This is a genomic window from Candidatus Omnitrophota bacterium, assembly GCA_018894435.1.
Taxonomy (GTDB): Bacteria; Omnitrophota; Gorgyraeia; order JAHIPI01; family JAHIPI01; genus JAHIPI01.
The window spans coordinates 1-16,450 of sequence record JAHIPI010000046.1; the positions used below are offsets into that span (position 1 = coordinate 1).

Consider the following 16,450-nt stretch of genomic DNA (forward strand, 5'->3'; position numbering starts at 1 on the left):
CCCAGCCATACGGCTAAAGAACCGGAAAATAATACCGCAAAATAGTATAGAAATTTTCCTCTCTTCTTTTTTCTGTCTATTCTATCAATGCCTAAGGCGTGATTTATTTTCGGCAAGATATAAATAAGCGAGAGTACGGCGCCGAAAGATAATATAAATCCCATATCGAACAACTGATTCGGTTGAAAGATAAGTATTAGGCAAGCCGCAAGGCCCAAAGAATTATAGATATCCGTGTTCTTCTTCAACACATAGGAACCCATAAGAATGGCGCCCATTATCGTTGACCTTGCTACCGACGGCATCCAGCCCACCATGATCGCATAAAACAAGACAAGGATAATTGCTGTTATATATTTTGGGCCTCGCGGCAACCCTGCCGCGCCCAAAATAAAAAGTACTATGAAAGAGATTATCCCTACATGCAGCCCGCTTATCGCGAGAAGGTGGATCGTCTGAGTATTGGCAAAAATCTCCTTCCACCTTCGGGATATATTTTCCCTGTCGCCTAATAGGAGGGCATTCAGAAAATATCCGGCATTGCGGCTGAATGTTTCGCTTATCCTCTCCTTCAGCGCCGATTTTACGCTATAAGCAAAACGTTTTAAAGATAAGCCGCCGCTAATACCCTGGGAAACCAGGCCGTCTTTTTTCCGTATAGTCCCGAGGGCAAAGATGCCCTTTCTATTAAGATATGCGCGGTATCCCTCCAACTTCTTTCCGGGCCAAGGCGCTTTTATTTCGGCCTCAAATATTATTTCCTCGTCGTAATCTAATTCTATATCCTTATACGAGGTCATCGATATAACGCCGTGCGCGGGAAACCACTTATCGCCTATCTTAAGCAGTTTCGGTTTGACTAGAAAAGAATAAGTATCCCCAAATGCGGTATATTTTAAAATGGGGGTGCTTGTCACTATTCCGTCTACTGCGAAATGACGCGGTGTGTTGGAAACAAAATAGGATACATGCCCCTGGTGGTAAGGTATGGAGGAAATAAAAAAATTGGCGGCACATATTACAAGCGAGATAAAGATGGCGAGGAAAAAGAACGGGCGTCTCATTCTACCTCTAGATAATCCTTGATAGCTTCAAATTTCTTATCGCCCATACCGGAAACATCTTTTATTTCTTCTTTGTAGGAAAAATCACCGTGTTCATTGCGATACTCTATGATGCGGTTCCCAAGGACAGGCCCTATGCCGTCTAAACGCATAAGTTCTTCGTATGAAGCAGTATTTATATTGACTGATTTGGACTTTTCAAGAATACGGTCCAGATCTTTTCTTACAGCCGGCCTGCGGCGAAAGGTATCCTTTTTGGCGTCTATCCAGAGTGGGCCGAAAAATTGCTTATAATAAGAATAGCCGATGCCAAACAGAGCGCCGGCTACTAAAAAAAATATTACGTATTTTTCTGTTTTTGTTAAGAAGGCCATATTATATTACTATATTCACGAGCTTGCCTGGTACGACTATAAACTTTTTAACGTTCTTATCTTCTATCCAGCGTTTTATCTCAGAGTCTTCGAGAATCATCTTTTTCAATTCTTCCTCGCCCGCATCTACCGAGACCGTCATGCGGCTCCTTAATTTACCGTTTACCTGAACTACTATCTCCACTTCCTCGGTCAAAAGTGCATTGGGGTCAAAATCGGGCCACGGGACCATAAATACGCTTTCCTTGCCCCCTGTCATCTGCCACAATTCTTCCGAGATATGCGGCACAAAAGGCGAAAGAAGTATTATTGTGATTTTCAGCGCCTCTTTTATGGCCGGCGATACGCGCTTCTTAGTGCTGCCGACACTGAGATAGACCTGATTAAGTAGTTCCATAGTACTGCTTATCGCAGTATTGAAATGGAAATCTTTTTCCATGTCCTCGGTAACCTTCTTTATGGTCAGGTGCATTACTCTTTTCAGTTCTTTATCGGCTTTTTCATCAAGGGCGCTATCCCAATTCTCCCGCACCATCTCCTCCACTATCCTGTAAAGCCGCTTGAGAAATCTGTAAGCGCCTTCTACTCCTCTATCGCTCCACTCAGCATCTTTCTCTGGAGGGCCTATAAAGAGCGTATATAACCTTACCGTATCAGCGCCGTATTTTTCGATTAGAATATCAGGGCTTACTACATTGCCTTTTGATTTGGACATCTTCGCGCCGTCTTTTGTTATCATGCCCTGCGTAAAAAGCCGCCGGAACGGCTCGTCAAAATCTATAAACTTTAAATCACTTAAGACCTTTGTTATAAACCGGGAATATAAAAGATGAAGTATCGCGTGCTCGACCCCTCCGATATACTGGTCCACCGGAAACCATCTCGTTACAGTCTCTTTATCAAAGGGCTTCTTGTCATCCTTCGCCGAGAGATAACGCAGATAATACCAGCTTGAATCCACAAAGGTATCCATGGTGTCCGTCTCGCGTTTGGCAGACCCTCCGCATTTCGGGCATTTAGTATTTATAAATTTCTCGCTGGCTTTGAGCGGGGACTGCCCGTGCGGTTTTCCGCCGGTGGCGGATCCCTGCCCGCCGGCAGGCACGGCGCCTTTGGCGGAAAATTCTATGTCTTCCGGCAAAAGTACCGGCAGGTCTTTTTCCGGCACCGCCATCTCGCCGCACCTGTCACAATATATAATAGGAATCGGCGCGCCCCAATACCTCTGCCTTGATATGAGCCAATCGCGCAGGCGGTAGTGGACAGAGCGCTTGCCTATTTTTTCCTGCTCCATCCAACCGGCGATCTTTTCCATTGCCTCGCGATTCGTAAGGCCGTTAAACTGTTTGGAATTTACCATTATGCCATCATCTACATAGGCACACGCCATCGATGCCGCGTCAAGATGCTCTTTGGGATTGTCTATGACTACTTCTATAGGAAGGTTATATTTTTTGGCAAATTCGAAGTCCCTCTGGTCATGGGCCGGTACCGCCATTACGGCGCCCGTGCCGTATTCCATAAGGACGTAATTTGCTATGAGAAGGGGTATCTTTCTGCCATTGACGGGATTTATGACACACTTGCCTATTGACATCCCTTCTTTTTCTATTTCGGCGGCGGCGCGTTCGATCTTATCCTGTACACGCACCCGCTGTATAAATTCCTCAAACTTTGTTATATCTTTATTTCCGCCGGAGGCGGACCCGCCTCTGGCGGGTCCTTTTATGAGCTCAGGAATGTCGGGATGCTCGGGCGGGATTACCATATAAGTAGCGCCGAATATAGTATCCACTCTCGTGGTAAAACAAGTCAGCGTAATATCAGTGCCATCCACTTTGAAATCTATGTCGACGCCGTTACTCTTGCCTATCCAGTTGGTCTGCATAATCTTGACGCGTTCGGGCCAGTCCGTAAGGCGCGATATATCTTCTAAAAGCCTTTCCGCATAATCGGTTATTTTAAAGAACCACTGTTCCAAATCCCGTTCCACGACCTTTGTTTCGCAGCGCTCACAGCTTCCGGCTATGACCTGTTCGTTCGCCAGGACAGTCATGCAGGAGGGACACCAATTGACCGCGCCTTTCTTCTTATAAGCCAGACCCTTTTTGTAGAGCTCGGTAAAAATCCACTGCGTCCATTTGTAATAATCGGGAAGGCATGAAATGACTTCTTTATCCCAATCGTAGCCGACACCCCATTGGCGGAACTGTTTCTTCATCGTCTCTATATTGTCCAGAGTGGATACCTTTGGGGGGATTCCGCTTTTTATAGCGGCATTTTCCGCCGGAAGGCCGAATGCGTCGAATCCCATCGGCGTAAGCACATTAAGGCCTCGCATGATCTTGTACCTGGCGACGGCATCGCCTATTATGTAATTCCGCCCGTGGCCTACGTGAAGCGCTGCCGACGGATACGGAAACATCATAAGGCAGTAAAATTTATTCTTATACTTTTTAAGATCTGCCTTAAAAAGGCCTATCTCGTCCCAGTGCTTTTGCCACTTTGGCTCTATTTCCTTAAAAGGATAGTCATTTGTCATATTTTACCTTTGCGCATTAGCGGTTATTTTAACACGAAAAAGAGTACGGGGTCAATACCTTTAAGCTACGGACCCAGGGGATAAGGATAAATGCCATGTTCACTGCAGGAGGGAAGAGCGTTTAAAGCGCCTATAGTATAAGTGCCGTTTGCGGGACAACTTGGAAAACCGGAGCGTATATATGCCGCTACTTCGGCTTCGGCCGGCTCATCTGTGGAGCTTTTGCCGTTTTCGAGCGCCCATTGCTCCTTTGCGGAATCAATCTGCCGCATATTATTTATACATATGGATTTCCTGGCCTCAAGGCGGGCATTATTGAAATTAGGAATGGCTATAGCGGCAAGAAGGCCGATAATACTAACGGCTATCATTATTTCTACAAGAGTAAACCCCGTTAGAGATAGGAAACGCTTCAGCCGATTCTTAAGATAACGTTTACCCATGCCTGACTTTAAGTATTTTTCACGCATTGTAGCATCTTCTTCATTCTTGCAGGCTTCGTAATATATTAAATCAAAAGGACCTCTTCCTTTTGTGGCGAATACTTTATTATCGCTATGATCCTGGAAGCGTTTCCGTAAGTCTTTCGTATGGCCGGTGTACCATTTATTGTCTTTTTTGCTCTGTATAACATAAGTGTAGAACATAGTCTGTGGTATTATCTCTAACGGGGTAAATGCATATGTCCTATGAGGTTTAACATCCATAACATGGTTCTTCTTCGCACATGAATGCTATTCGTAGCAGTTTGGCTTCGAAGAAACAACATTCTACTTCGCTACAATTCCTACGAAGCCCAACGCGAAAGCAATTGGGCGAAGTAGAATGGTGGAGCCGACGAGAATCGAACTCGTGACCTCACAATGCCATTGTGATGTGATCCCGCTTCACCACGGCCCCTTTTTACTCTTTAAAAATAGAGAGCCTCACCTATTGACTGAAGCTCATATTGTACATCTGTGCTGAAATATTGAACGGAACAAACACCTTTATACTCTTTATTTTTTGTAGCTTTACCTTTTGTGCGCTTATCTTTATAGCTTTTATAAAATTGACGTAGTGGTATTCCTGTTAACTTTGACCAATAGATCTCCAGGGCATCTCCGTTTTGATCATATCTATGCATAATTCTACATCTAAATTTATTTTCGTCAACATGAAAGTTATTCCTTAGAAGATTTAAAAATAATTTTATCATTCTAGGATCAGTGCTTCCGAATACAAGATGTCTGGTCGATGGATATTTTGCACCTTCGCAAAGATATAATATTCCGCATACTAATTTTGCTAAGTCGCTTCGCTTGTTCGAAATATTACTATATTTTACCGCTCTTTGCCTGATATTCTCCTTCCATTTTGCTAATTTATCTCTGTTCCTCTTGAGGGCTTTCTGTAAACCTTTGTTTCCACACGCTATTGCCTTTTTTGCTAATCGCAACTTTTGACCTCTTGTCAACTTTATATTCTTCACCCATCCTTGAATTGTGTTTTTTGGGACATCGATACGGCAGGCTATCTCAGACAGAGAGAAACCTTGTCTTCTGAGTCCCATAGCCTTGATTTTTATATTTTTGGGCTTCTTTTCCATTTTACTATATTATATAATGTCTAAATACCTATGTCAATAATATACTTCACGAGCTTAGCTATACGAATATATTTCATAACGAGGATTGGGCATACCGCACTATTGGAAAACTTCTTGAGGATTAATGAAGGTTATGCTATATTATATACACAATTGAGACGCCGAAGTGGCGGAATTGGCATACGCGCCGGTCTCAAAAACCGGTGACCGTAAGGTCATGAGGGTTCAACTCCCTCCTTCGGCACCATGAACCACTCCCCTGTGCCTGAGTGAAACGAATGGTACAGGGTCGGGTTCATGGCAAGCCATATACTTTAGGGGAGTTCTCTCCATTGGTTTGTGGATATGTAATAAACGCCGAAAGTTTCAACGATATTCTGCAGATACTCTTCGTTTTCCCGTATTTCTGCCGTGCCGCGTAAAACTGCTTTCTGCCCGGCCCATACGCCGCCGTTAATATTTAAACTATCGGCGCCGCCGTTAATATTAAATGCTCCGGTTGTATAAATACAACCGTCGACACTACCGACTCCGTTAATACTCGTATCGCCGGTATTCTCCGGATCCGTCGCAACGTCGCCTCTCACGATAAAGAAGCCTCCTATGGTCCCTATATTGCCGTTCAAGGTGAGATTCCCCTCAAGATAGACAACATTAGGTATTCTTTGTACCTCGTCGTACCAATAAGATGTGGGAAAAGTGGGGCTCGCCGGCGGCCCTAATTCTTCATTAGAAAAATAATTATCTTCTCCGCCGGGCTGCACCTGCGACCTGGCAACGCTCTCTAATAGCGCAAAATCAGGCTGCGGCCAGGAATCCATCGAATCGTCCTGGGTGTGCGGATAGTCTCCTCCGGGCGGGTTGGTGGTGAATGAATCGGAATAGACGATATCGCCCACAACGGTAACACCGCTGCCGTTTATTGTTACATCCGGCGCGCTGATTGAACTTATGGGAAGCTGTTTTTTAATTATAGAGACTTCTATACTTCTAGAAATATCCCCTATCGTAAGGCCCGAGGGAATAGTTCCTGTCGAGACAACGTAGCGGCTCGTGGTTGTCAGGTCTACGGCAACAGGCCCCCCGATTGAAATAGAATACTCGCCTCCCCCCGCGCCTAAGCTGACGCCTGTAATACCAGACCAGTCAGTATAATCATTCTTAAGCTCATAAATAGCCCTGGATACGCCTGCATCAGCAAGCCAGAATGCTTTTATCGAAGCCATCTGGCGCTGAACATTATAGACCTCTCTCCTTTGATAAATAAAAAAATACCCCGCTACCATACACATAAGGAGTACAAGGGGTAAAACCAATAAAAGGATAAAGCCGTCTTTTCTCATATCTACTCCCACGACCGGATAGAATTCCTTGGCCAAACCGATTCAAAAAAGCTGAATGAATATGTCTTCCCGCGGTGAATCTTGGAAAATGTTATAGATATATCGGCATAATCAGTGGTTGCGGTGACATTGAATGCCGAAACATCGTCTCCGATGACCGCGCCTGACGGGCCGTAATAGAGATTGCCGTTACTTAAATAAAATCTTCTGGTTTCTCCACCCGGGATGATATAACTAATATCTGAAGAGTTTGTAACTGTGCTAAAAGAGACGGCCTCCCTCAGGCCGTTATTGCCGCCTACCCCCCTTAGGATCTTCTGCATAATAAGCGCGCCGTCGTTAAGTTCTTTTGCCCGTATACTCTCGACGTCATTTATGTTCAGCACCATTACATATAAAGATACAACTCCGACGAGCCCGAGAAGCAGCACGGTACTTGCCATCATTATTTCTGTCATAGTAAATGCGGACTTATTTAAAAATAGCAGCTTGTTTTTAAAATTCATATTCTCTACTCAGTTATTATAGTTACTAAAGATGCTGAAACGTTCCTGACCGCCGCATATGACTTTTCCTGCCATGCAATATTCGCGCCTACAATTTTATATGAATTTAAATGCCCTGCGTCCTGGACTTCGTTGACAGTTTGAGAATATGTGCCTGTCGTATCATCCGAAGCGTCCAAAGGGGTTCCGTTATTATCGATAACCACCGGCGCGCTAGTAATCACTACGACACTACTATAATTCTGCGCTTTTAAGGCCTCCAGCTTTGAAGAAATCCGATGCATCGCCTGAAGATAATGGCGCATGTTGACATTAGATGCTTTCAACATAACAAAAACCGCGAGTATAGAAAAATTCACCAGTGAAAATATGATGATTGCGACTACCGTTTCTACGAGCGTAAGGCCTTTTTTATTCATCTCTTCGTTATTCCGTTACAGTGTATAATATGGTATTGTCTTTGGTCTTTAGGCTGTAATTTTTATTTTTAAATGTTTCCGCGGCTTTTAACTCTTTTTCAATACTATCCTGATCCAACGGCAAAATAAGCAGCGGTTCAACTCTTATTAAAACAGTTATATTTCTTGGCGCACTTTCCGCGGCTGTTTTCTCATAAGCGAAAACGGAGAAAAAAAGCAATAGAGCCGCTGCAACCAGTTTTAGCCAGTTTCTTTTAATCTCGATTTTAAATTCTCCTGCATCTTGTTAAGCTCATCCGCCAGGTCGTGCAGTTCATCATTTTTGCGAAGATGTATGCGCTTATCAAGCTTGCCTTCGCCGATATCGCGTATGATAGATTTGACGCGGTAAATGGGCCCGGCAATCCGGTGAGATATAAAAATAGCGAAAATAAAAATCAAAACTGCGAGGACGGACATATTTTTCATAAGCGCCACGGCCACTTTATTAAAAATGGCCGTAAAGAGCCCTTGAGGATAGACCTGTGATAACTTTTCCCCCAGAATATCGCATGTAGTGCGAAAAACCGTAAAGCCGCTCAATATTGCGGTCACAAACGCCACTAAAAGAATAATGCCGGCGTACCTTAACTGGAAACCGCGGGCCAGAAAATATCGCGTCCTTACAATGCGTCCTTCCATGGATTATTCCCCCTTCTCTCTCGTAATGTATAAATCTCTCTTTATAAGTAAGGTGAGCGGCGCCTTGCTGTTTGACAATAAAGTGCCAATTTCATCTTTCGGAATATAGCGCGTAGAAACCGAGTTAATTTCAAGCAGCCAGTCACCCGGTTTTATCAAAATTTCCTCCGCGCCTCTTACACCCGATACATCTTTGATGAAATACCCCTCTTCCTTAAGGCCTATATCCAACTTAATCCTCTTAGGATCAGGGAAGGATACTTCTCTTTCAATGCTCAGTTTCGCCATCGAAAATTCCGGCCCGGATAATTTTTTGATCATCTCCTCATACGTCATGTACTGTACATTTTCGTTCCAGACGGCGCTGAGTATATCTTTTTTGAGTATTCCGCAATCGGCTGCGGGCGATTCCGATAATACATTATATATGTAATACTTGTTGGCGGCATCGCTTTTTTTAATTCTGAGGCCAAGCAGATCTCTTACATTCTTTTCGTATGAAGAAGCATCTTTGCCGGCACTAAGCGCGGGCTCTTCCAGCGCCGTCATAAGTTCCACCTCTTCTTTTGCTATTTCCGTGCCCGAACCCAATTCCTTTCTGACCGCCGCTATTTCCCCGTCGCGGGCCTGGATTGAATTGGGATTCAATTTTAATACAGCCCGGTAATAATAGGCCGCTGCCTTATAGTTCGTGCGCCCAACAGCGTCATTCCCCAACTTTAAAAGGCGCGTTTCAGTATCTTCGTATCGTAGAGATTTAACATCTTTGCGCAAAAATGTCTTTTCGCCTTCAAAAGTGCTTATGACTACGCGGTCCACATATTCATCTACGATAAGGCCTTTAATTTCGTTGCCGCCAGTAAGTATGATGGTATCGGCAAATATGCAAGATGGAAATATCGAGAGAATGATAAATAATGTGAAAAATATAAAATGCTTCATTTTCCCTTGCTCATCAGCTTCCAGGGGTTGCGTTTTATGTCGTCTGAAAATTCCTTAAAATTAGCGGTCGTAGCTTCCAGATTATCAAACGTGGCGTCTATCTTTTCTTTGTTATCGGTAACCACCAAATTGGTATTTTGGGCCAGCTCCTTTATGCTTCTGAGCGTCTCATCGAGGTCCTTAGCGATGGCTTCTCCCTTTTTGGCCAGCGAATCAAATTGAAGCGGGTCTTCTCCCATAATCGTCTCACCCGGTTTGAGATCAGGAGCATCTACCGAACCCGCTGTGACTTCTATATATTTTTCACCCATAAGGCCAAGTGCTGTAATAATAGCCTGGGAATCTGTCTTTAGCTTTGCGTTTTTATCCAGCGAAAGTGTTACGATGACATTGGTCCCTTTGTCGTATGAAAGCTGTATATTCTGGACCTTTCCTATCTCAACACCGGCCAGGCGCACAGGCGCGTTTCTCTGCACGCCCGCTACTATACCAAAGACCGCCTTTACGGTATAGCCGTCTTTTTTAAAATCGAAACTGCCTGTTTTGTATAAAAGCCCCAAAAGCACAAAAACGCACATTACAAAAAGCACGCCTACTTTCATTTCATTGGATATATTTCTTTTGGCCATTTTTCACCCCGTCATTTGGTAAGTTCTTCCAAGTAATTATCTTTATCCATGAAGAAATTTATCGGCCCTTCCGGATCGCCGTTTATAAACTGTCTCACGATAGGGTTGGATGTATTTTTTATCTCATCCGCCAGACCAGCCTCTATCACTTTGCCTTCGTGGAGCATGGCTATCCTGTCCGCTATCCTGAATACGCTTTTCATATCGTGCGTTACAACAACACTCGTTATAGAAAGTTTTTTGCTGAGGTCTAAAATAAGTTTATCTATGACACCGGCCATGATAGGGTCAAGGCCCGTCGTGGGTTCATCATAAAAAACTATTTCAGGGTCCATAACCATGGCCCTGGCGAGGCCTACTCTTTTTTTCATGCCTCCGGAAAGCTGCGCCGGCATAAGGTTTTCAAAGCCTCTTAAGCCCACGAGCTCCAATTTCATCTTGACCATAATGCTCATAATATTCTCGTCAAGCTTGGTATGCTCCCTTAACGGCATTGCTACGTTCTCTTTGACACTCAAAGAATCAAAGAGCGCGCTGGATTGGAATAGCATTCCGAATTTCTTCTTCACGGCATCCAGCTCTTCTTCGCCCATATTGGAAATATCTCTGCCCGTTACATGAACACTTCCTTTATCGGGTTTTATGGAACCTATCATGTGGCGCAGAAGCGTGCTTTTTCCGCATCCGGAACCACCCATTATTACCATTGTCTCGCCTTTATATATCTGTAAGCTTGCGCCGGAAAGGATCTGCCTTTGGCCGAATGCTTTATATATATCTTTTACGTCTATTACTACCTCTTTGTGGTCCATTTCGCGCTCTCTTTGCAGTTTTAATTTGCAGCAAGGATCTCAAATTTTCTATTTATACGTTAGTAAAGAAGAAAATGGCCGTAAGAATACAATCAGCCACTATTATAAGTATAAAACTCGTCACTATGCTGGTTGTGGTAGACTTTCCTACGCCTTCGGCGCCGCCCGAAGTATTCAACCCATAATAGCATCCTATAAGGGCGATTATCCCGCCAAATACAAAACTCTTGGCTACACCCGTCATTATGTCTTTGGCCGTAAGAAACCTGAAAGTAGTATCAATATATAAACCCGGGTTTATATTCAGATTAAAGACTCCTATAAGATAGCCTCCAAATATCCCGACGGCATCAGCAAGTACAGTAAGACATGGAAGCATTATGATAAGCGCCAGAAAACGCGGCACCACGAGAAATCTTACGGGGTTTAACGCCATACATTCGAGCGCTTCAACCTGCTCGGTCACTTTCATTGTACCAAGCTCCGCGCTCATCGCCGCGCCCACTCTTCCGGCTATAACAAGCCCTGTAAGTACGGGGCCCAATTCACGCGTTATGGAAACAGCAACAAGACCGGCTACATATATGACAGCTCCCAAAGATTCTAACTGCGGCGCTGTCTGCATCGCTATTACTACGCCGGTAAATAGCGCCACGAAAAATACTATCAGAAGTGACTTTACCCCCACAAAAACCATCTGTTCGAATATGCTTTGCCGCTTTGCCGCCTTTTTCCTAAACGGGCCTACAAAAATCCAGTAGATAGTATCGACTAAAAGAGCCAGCACATTTATGATCTGCTGGCTCGTTTTTATTACTGAGCTACCTATCTTCTCGAAAAAATTGCCCATTAGATTTCCTCTTAAAAGTTTTTTAGCGCTTCGTCCTCGGAATCGGATATGTCAAAAAGTTTTTCCAGCTTGGTTATCTCAAAAAGGCTTCTCACTTTATTGGAAAGATTGCTCAGTTTCAACCTTCCGCCGTAATTCTTAATATTTTTTAAAATCTCCACCAAAGTCGCCAACCCCGAGCTGTCTATGTATTCCACTTTTTTCAGATTTATCAGCACTTTGGCAAACTTATCCTTCATCATCTTATCAAGCAACTTTTTAACCTGCGGGGAAGTATTTATGTCGATATCACCTTCGGTAGCGCAAATCATAATCCCATTTTTGTTTTCAAACCTAATTTGCATCATAACCTCCTAAATAACGCGTGGGCTTATTTAAACAATTTCACCATAGTTACTCTGTTGCCCCTCTTGTTGTACTTTACTTTGTTCATCAATTTTTGTATTAAAAAAACGCCTCTTCCGCCTTCTTGCAGAAGATTGTCTTCTTGCCGCGGATCAGGAACGCTCTTCAAATGGAACCCTTCCCCCTTATCTTCGATGCATACGACAATCTTTTTAGCGTCCAGGGAATATCTGATTAATACAGGAAGCACTTTATCATAGTTATTGCCGTGTTCTATAGCATTCCGTACGGCTTCTTCTACCGCAAGCCTAATATCAAACTGTATGGACTCATCAACACCTTTTTTTTTCAGGTGCTCCAACAGTTCATGGCTTACTTTTTTAATATACCCTATATCGCTTGGAATTTCAATCTTTTTATCGATCCTTGCCGCTTGTTTCATCGGAATCATCGGCCTCTTCAAATATTCCTATTTTCCTGAACTTAGCATATCTAGTTTCTAAAAGTTCCTTGGTTGACAGCTTTCCCAGATCGCCTAAATACTTTATTATCTTCTTTTTTATATTACTTGCTGCGACGGCTGGGACTCTGTGCGCTCCGCCAAGGGGTTCTTTTATGATGTCATCTATTAACCCCATTCCATATAAATCCTGCGCCGTAAGCTTCAGCACCTCTGCCGCAATTGACGCCTTGGCCCGGTCTTTCCATAGTATAGCGGCACAGCCTTCCGGCGATATGACTGAGTAGTAGGCATTCTCTAAAACGCATATTTTGTCGCCCACACCTATGCCAAGCGCCCCTCCGGATCCGCCTTCGCCTATAACTATTATGATTATAGGCACTTGCAATACGGCCATTTCCATAAGGTTATACGCAATGGCACCGGCCTGGCCTCTCTCTTCGGCACCTATGCCCGGATATGCCCCGGGCGTATCTATGAAAGAAACTATCGGTATTTTAAATTTTTCGGCCAGTTTCATCACCCTTATCGCCTTCCGGTAGCCTTCGGGCTGAGCTGAGCCGAAATTTCTCTCCAGATTCTCCTTTGTATCCTTACCTTTTTGATGCCCTACGACGCATATTTTATCACCGTCTATTTTTGCAAAACCGGTGATTATGGATTTGTCATCGCTGAATGCGCGGTCGCCGTGCAGTTCCATAAAATCGGTCATAATCATACTTATATAATCTAGGGTGTAGGGCCTTTTAGGATGGCGCGCTATCTGTACGCGCTGCCAGGGCGTCAGGTTTTCAAATATCTCTTTCTTTGCTTTCTCAAGTTTCTCTTCGAGCTTTTTAATCTCATCAGAAAGATCCATATTCTCGCCCGAAGAAAATTTCTTCAGCTCTTCTATTTTCCGCTCCAGCTCAACCACAGGTTTTTCGAAATCCAATCCGGTTCTGTTCATAGGCCTCTAATCTATTATCGTCACTTCCGTACCTACCGGAACTATGCAATAGATCTCCTCTACATCTTTGTTGCTCATCCGCACGCATCCCGCCGTAACCTGCTGGCCCAACGCCGAATCGTCGGTAGTGCCGTGTATCCCGTAATGTTCAAGGGTAAGCCCCAGCCATCTTGTCCCCAATATATTATCGGGGCTTCCCGGCGGAATAACAGCCCCCGCCTTATGCCAGGTAGGGTCGACTAACTTCTCGTTTATCTGGTATGTCCCTATCGGGGTGCTGTTGTTTATCCCGGTCGCAACAATATAAGTCTTGAATACCTCGCCATCGGATTTCAATATAAGTATGTTCTGTGATTTATCGACCAATATGGAATATTTTGCCTTGGATATCTTAAGTTTCATACCCGGCCTTATTAGATTACCGGATAGGGCATTACTCTTCATTATAAGATCTACCGTCGTACCGAATTTTTTGGCTATCTTCGTTAGGTTATCGCCGGAAACTACTTCATACACTGTGCTGTCTTGGGTGGGAATCGGGGAAAAGAGTATTCTTACGCTAAAATCATCAAGTTTGGACCTTGCCTGAGATACTAAAGCGCTCCCGGGGTATTCGGCGAGTATCCTTTTATACATATTGAGGGCATCCAATATCTTGCCCTCAGCCGCTAATTTATCTGCCTCATTATAAATCTTGGATGCTTCCCTGTCGCTTACTTCGGCTGTTTGTGCCTTGGTGAATACCCCAGGAATAGAGGAATTCCTTTTATAAATAATGTCCGACAAAAACAGTGCCGCGATAATCACGCCTGCTGCAATGAAAATTATACGCTTATTCATTCTGTCTCCGTGTTAGGCGCTAAGAATAAGAGCGATAAGTATACCCAGAAAAGTGCCTGCCAACACCTCCATGGGCGTGTGGCCTATAAGTTCCTTTAGCCGTTCTTCTTGTATATTTTTTTTCCAATAGATATCATCTAGTATTTTATTCAATATCTCCGCCTGTTTACCGCTCGCTCGCCTTACGCCCTGCGCATCAAAGATGACAACAATGGTAAATATCAACGCCACATAAAAGATGGGTGAGGTAAAACCGGCATGAATACCTACGGCGGTCGTAAGGGCTGAGACCGCAGCTGCGTGGGAGGATGGCATGCCGCCTGTTCCGACAAACCATCTAAAGTCAAACCTCTTCTCCTTTAAGACTCCCAATAGTACCTTAAGGCTCTGTGCCACCAACCAGGCAATAAAAGTAGTAAGAAGTATATCGAACTTGGGATTACCTATTATCTGCATTTCCCATCCTATTTATAAACTACGTGGTAGGGGAGGTTTAAACCTCCCCTACCATCAACTTTTTCCTTGACGCCAGACGCGTATTATATTATACTCTCATAGAGAAAGCAAGGAGAAATAATATGGCCAAAGGCCACCGTAAAAGAGTAAGAAGAAATAAGAGAATCAAAAAAGCCAATCACGGAAAAAGGCCCAATTTTTAGCGTATAGCGCTACTTTTTCCTCAGCGGGAAATCTATATCCTCTTTTATATCGCCCTCTTTAGCTAAGGCTGCTTCCTTAAAGGCATCCCCTGCAAGTTCATACTCCCTGGGTATGCTTTCTATGACGATCTCCACCTTCTGGGTGCCGCCCTTGAGCTTCTTTAGGAAATATCTCCCCATGCCATCGGTAAGGGTAGAATTGTCTTCTACTTTCAACTCAATATCGGCTACCCCTTCCTCGTCGGTATCGAATTTACCGTTGCCGTTCTTGTCCACAAATACTGTCCCGATTATAGTCCGGAGCGCATACAAGGAGAAGTTCTCCTTGTAATTATCCCCCTCCTTAGCTACGAATGTCTTTTTTGAAGAATATAAAGGCAGTAAATTTGCCGGCAGGCTGCCCATATTGAGGCTAAGGGTCCTCTCTCCGCTCTTAATATATTCAAAGTTATAATAGCCGGTCGCCTCAGTATAATCTGTAGTGCCGTCGTCCAAAGCAATAAGGATATCCCTAATCCCATAATCATCTCCATCCATCTCGCCGTTCATATTAACATCGTTAAAGACTTGCCCCGAGACCTCTGTTCTCGCCAATACGCCGAAATTGACCTCGGCTATTTTCTCTCTTTCAAGCCTGACTATCCGCGGATTAGATACTGTAGAGGTATATCCTTCGGGCAGCGTTTTTATATCAAGCAATATGGATGCCTCTTCGCCCTGCAGCTTATCAAATTTGTAGAATCCTCTTTCGTTCGTCGTCGCGCATTTTTTATTCTGGGCAAAAATGTCCACCTTGGGCATGCCCTCGTCCTCCGCATCCCTCGTTCCGTTATTGTTTAAATCCTTAAAGACATAGCCCTGCACCCCGCCGGCATTAGAGAACCTGAGCGTAGTATCAAGAAGATAAGTACCGCCCCAGTACATACGCATCTCCCGCCGTTTATTGGTAGGCGTTGAATCGACTATAGGTTTTATATCTTTATTATTTACGCGGAAATATAACTCCATATCGGGCCCGGGTTTATATTTTATCTCTCCTTCTATCTCCCCGTATTCCTCATTCGCAAGGACCGATATGCCCGACATTATGTTTGAGTCTTTTTTGTAACGCCACGCGACTGAGCCGTAAAAAGGCGTGTTGAATATTCGCGAACTGTAAGCGACGCCTAAATTCATGGACGAAGATGTGCCGCTGTCGCGGTTTTCGAGCATTTGTCTATAATGCCATAACTCCGAAATGTCAAAATATAGATTCTTAAATACGTTCATCCTCATACCTATAGCAAGCCTTCTTTCGTTATAACTTGAGGATGCCGAATCCCTGTTTTTATAAGTCGCCGGGAAATAGTTAGCGAAAACGGTAGTACTGTTTTTAAAGAAACTGAAGCTGTGCTGAAGATTAAAACTATTGCCGTAGTCTTTAGTCATGGGATTCATCCCCGTCCTC

The 16,450-nt window shown here is 44.0% G+C and carries 19 protein-coding genes and 2 tRNA genes; 1 reads left to right on the top strand and 20 read right to left on the bottom strand.

The features are described from left to right. From KKI13_03505 to KKI13_03530, 6 genes are all read right to left on the bottom strand, one after another. The coding region (locus KKI13_03505; GenBank protein MBU4488116.1) for a ComEC family competence protein at window positions 1–1,064 on the bottom strand (1,064 nt) is incomplete at its 3' end. Continuing rightward, complete coding sequence (locus KKI13_03510; protein MBU4488117.1) at window positions 1,061–1,438, bottom strand: helix-hairpin-helix domain-containing protein; 378 nt, start codon at window positions 1,436–1,438, stop codon at window positions 1,061–1,063. The genes KKI13_03510 and KKI13_03505, both read right to left, overlap by 4 nt. 1 nt (window position 1,439) lies before the next feature. Then, window positions 1,440–3,980, bottom strand: a complete 2,541-nt coding sequence (gene leuS / locus KKI13_03515; GenBank protein ID MBU4488118.1) for a leucine--tRNA ligase — start codon at window positions 3,978–3,980, stop codon at window positions 1,440–1,442. Window positions 3,981–4,045: 65 nt separating this feature from the next. Next, window positions 4,046–4,687: a GIY-YIG nuclease family protein gene (locus tag KKI13_03520; protein ID MBU4488119.1), complete on the bottom strand. Its 642-nt coding sequence runs from the start codon at window positions 4,685–4,687 to the stop codon at window positions 4,046–4,048. Between the two features lie 119 nt (window positions 4,688–4,806). Continuing rightward, a tRNA-Ala gene (locus tag KKI13_03525) sits at window positions 4,807–4,880 on the bottom strand. 10 nt (window positions 4,881–4,890) lie between these two features. After that, window positions 4,891–5,568: a hypothetical protein gene (locus tag KKI13_03530; GenBank protein MBU4488120.1), complete on the bottom strand. Its 678-nt coding sequence runs from the start codon at window positions 5,566–5,568 to the stop codon at window positions 4,891–4,893. A 160-nt stretch (window positions 5,569–5,728) separates the two neighbouring features. Between KKI13_03530 and KKI13_03535 the strand changes: the two genes are divergently transcribed. Next, a tRNA-Leu gene (locus KKI13_03535) sits at window positions 5,729–5,815 on the top strand. Window positions 5,816–5,882: 67 nt separating this feature from the next. Here the strand turns inward: KKI13_03535 and KKI13_03540 are convergent. The 14 genes from KKI13_03540 to KKI13_03605 form a co-directional block, all read right to left on the bottom strand. Next, complete coding sequence (locus KKI13_03540; GenBank protein MBU4488121.1) at window positions 5,883–6,911, bottom strand: hypothetical protein; 1,029 nt, start codon at window positions 6,909–6,911, stop codon at window positions 5,883–5,885. Window positions 6,912–6,913: 2 nt separating this feature from the next. Further along, the gene (locus KKI13_03545; protein MBU4488122.1) at window positions 6,914–7,417 is read right to left on the bottom strand and encodes a hypothetical protein; all 504 of its coding nucleotides are present in this window, start codon (window positions 7,415–7,417) and stop codon (window positions 6,914–6,916) included. Window positions 7,418–7,422: 5 nt separating this feature from the next. Beyond that, window positions 7,423–7,836, bottom strand: a complete 414-nt coding sequence (locus KKI13_03550; protein MBU4488123.1) for a hypothetical protein — start codon at window positions 7,834–7,836, stop codon at window positions 7,423–7,425. A gap of 240 nt (window positions 7,837–8,076) precedes the next feature. Continuing rightward, on the bottom strand, window positions 8,077–8,517 hold the full coding sequence (locus KKI13_03555) for a methyl-accepting chemotaxis protein (GenBank protein ID MBU4488124.1): 441 nt from the start codon (window positions 8,515–8,517) through the stop codon (window positions 8,077–8,079). Between the two features lie 3 nt (window positions 8,518–8,520). Beyond that, window positions 8,521–9,459: a hypothetical protein gene (locus KKI13_03560; GenBank protein MBU4488125.1), complete on the bottom strand. Its 939-nt coding sequence runs from the start codon at window positions 9,457–9,459 to the stop codon at window positions 8,521–8,523. Next, complete coding sequence (locus KKI13_03565) at window positions 9,456–10,088, bottom strand: MCE family protein (GenBank protein MBU4488126.1); 633 nt, start codon at window positions 10,086–10,088, stop codon at window positions 9,456–9,458. The genes KKI13_03560 and KKI13_03565 overlap by 4 nt, the downstream gene beginning before the upstream one ends. Before the next feature lie 11 nt (window positions 10,089–10,099). Next, a complete protein-coding gene (locus tag KKI13_03570) occupies window positions 10,100–10,900 on the bottom strand; it encodes an ABC transporter ATP-binding protein (protein MBU4488127.1) in 801 nt (266 codons plus the stop codon). 52 nt (window positions 10,901–10,952) lie between these two features. Beyond that, window positions 10,953–11,750, bottom strand: a complete 798-nt coding sequence (locus tag KKI13_03575) for an ABC transporter permease (protein MBU4488128.1) — start codon at window positions 11,748–11,750, stop codon at window positions 10,953–10,955. Between the two features lie 11 nt (window positions 11,751–11,761). Further along, on the bottom strand, window positions 11,762–12,097 hold the full coding sequence (locus KKI13_03580) for an STAS domain-containing protein (protein MBU4488129.1): 336 nt from the start codon (window positions 12,095–12,097) through the stop codon (window positions 11,762–11,764). 23 nt (window positions 12,098–12,120) lie between these two features. After that, window positions 12,121–12,537 (bottom strand): ATP-binding protein, encoded by a 417-nt coding sequence (locus KKI13_03585; protein ID MBU4488130.1) that lies wholly within the window; start codon window positions 12,535–12,537, stop codon window positions 12,121–12,123. Further along, on the bottom strand, window positions 12,512–13,504 hold the full coding sequence (locus KKI13_03590; protein MBU4488131.1) for an acetyl-CoA carboxylase carboxyltransferase subunit alpha: 993 nt from the start codon (window positions 13,502–13,504) through the stop codon (window positions 12,512–12,514). The genes KKI13_03585 and KKI13_03590 overlap by 26 nt, the downstream gene beginning before the upstream one ends. Before the next feature lie 6 nt (window positions 13,505–13,510). Next, window positions 13,511–14,344, bottom strand: coding sequence for a L,D-transpeptidase family protein (locus KKI13_03595; GenBank protein ID MBU4488132.1), 834 nt, complete (start codon window positions 14,342–14,344; stop codon window positions 13,511–13,513). Between the two features lie 12 nt (window positions 14,345–14,356). Beyond that, window positions 14,357–14,800: a divergent PAP2 family protein gene (locus tag KKI13_03600; GenBank protein ID MBU4488133.1), complete on the bottom strand. Its 444-nt coding sequence runs from the start codon at window positions 14,798–14,800 to the stop codon at window positions 14,357–14,359. A gap of 212 nt (window positions 14,801–15,012) precedes the next feature. After that, on the bottom strand, window positions 15,013–16,450 hold a 1,438-nt coding region (locus KKI13_03605; protein MBU4488134.1), incomplete at its 5' end, for a hypothetical protein.

Coding starts and splice junctions, on each gene's coding strand:
- leuS (MBU4488118.1), bottom strand. CDS start 3,980: ATGACAAATGACTATCCTTTTAAGGAAATAGAGCCAAAGTGGCAAAAG.
- KKI13_03560 (MBU4488125.1), bottom strand. CDS start 9,459: ATGAAGCATTTTATATTTTTCACATTATTTATCATTCTCTCGATATTT.
- KKI13_03580 (MBU4488129.1), bottom strand. CDS start 12,097: ATGATGCAAATTAGGTTTGAAAACAAAAATGGGATTATGATTTGCGCT.
- KKI13_03565 (MBU4488126.1), bottom strand. CDS start 10,088: ATGGCCAAAAGAAATATATCCAATGAAATGAAAGTAGGCGTGCTTTTT.
- KKI13_03575 (MBU4488128.1), bottom strand. CDS start 11,750: ATGGGCAATTTTTTCGAGAAGATAGGTAGCTCAGTAATAAAAACGAGC.
- KKI13_03590 (MBU4488131.1), bottom strand. CDS start 13,504: ATGAACAGAACCGGATTGGATTTCGAAAAACCTGTGGTTGAGCTGGAG.
- KKI13_03570 (MBU4488127.1), bottom strand. CDS start 10,900: ATGGACCACAAAGAGGTAGTAATAGACGTAAAAGATATATATAAAGCA.
- KKI13_03550 (MBU4488123.1), bottom strand. CDS start 7,836: ATGAATAAAAAAGGCCTTACGCTCGTAGAAACGGTAGTCGCAATCATC.
- KKI13_03510 (MBU4488117.1), bottom strand. CDS start 1,438: ATGGCCTTCTTAACAAAAACAGAAAAATACGTAATATTTTTTTTAGTA.
- KKI13_03585 (MBU4488130.1), bottom strand. CDS start 12,537: ATGAAACAAGCGGCAAGGATCGATAAAAAGATTGAAATTCCAAGCGAT.
- KKI13_03545 (MBU4488122.1), bottom strand. CDS start 7,417: ATGAATTTTAAAAACAAGCTGCTATTTTTAAATAAGTCCGCATTTACT.
- KKI13_03595 (MBU4488132.1), bottom strand. CDS start 14,344: ATGAATAAGCGTATAATTTTCATTGCAGCAGGCGTGATTATCGCGGCA.
- KKI13_03555 (MBU4488124.1), bottom strand. CDS start 8,517: ATGGAAGGACGCATTGTAAGGACGCGATATTTTCTGGCCCGCGGTTTC.
- KKI13_03600 (MBU4488133.1), bottom strand. CDS start 14,800: ATGCAGATAATAGGTAATCCCAAGTTCGATATACTTCTTACTACTTTT.
- KKI13_03520 (MBU4488119.1), bottom strand. CDS start 4,687: ATGGATGTTAAACCTCATAGGACATATGCATTTACCCCGTTAGAGATA.
- KKI13_03530 (MBU4488120.1), bottom strand. CDS start 5,568: ATGGAAAAGAAGCCCAAAAATATAAAAATCAAGGCTATGGGACTCAGA.
- KKI13_03540 (MBU4488121.1), bottom strand. CDS start 6,911: ATGAGAAAAGACGGCTTTATCCTTTTATTGGTTTTACCCCTTGTACTC.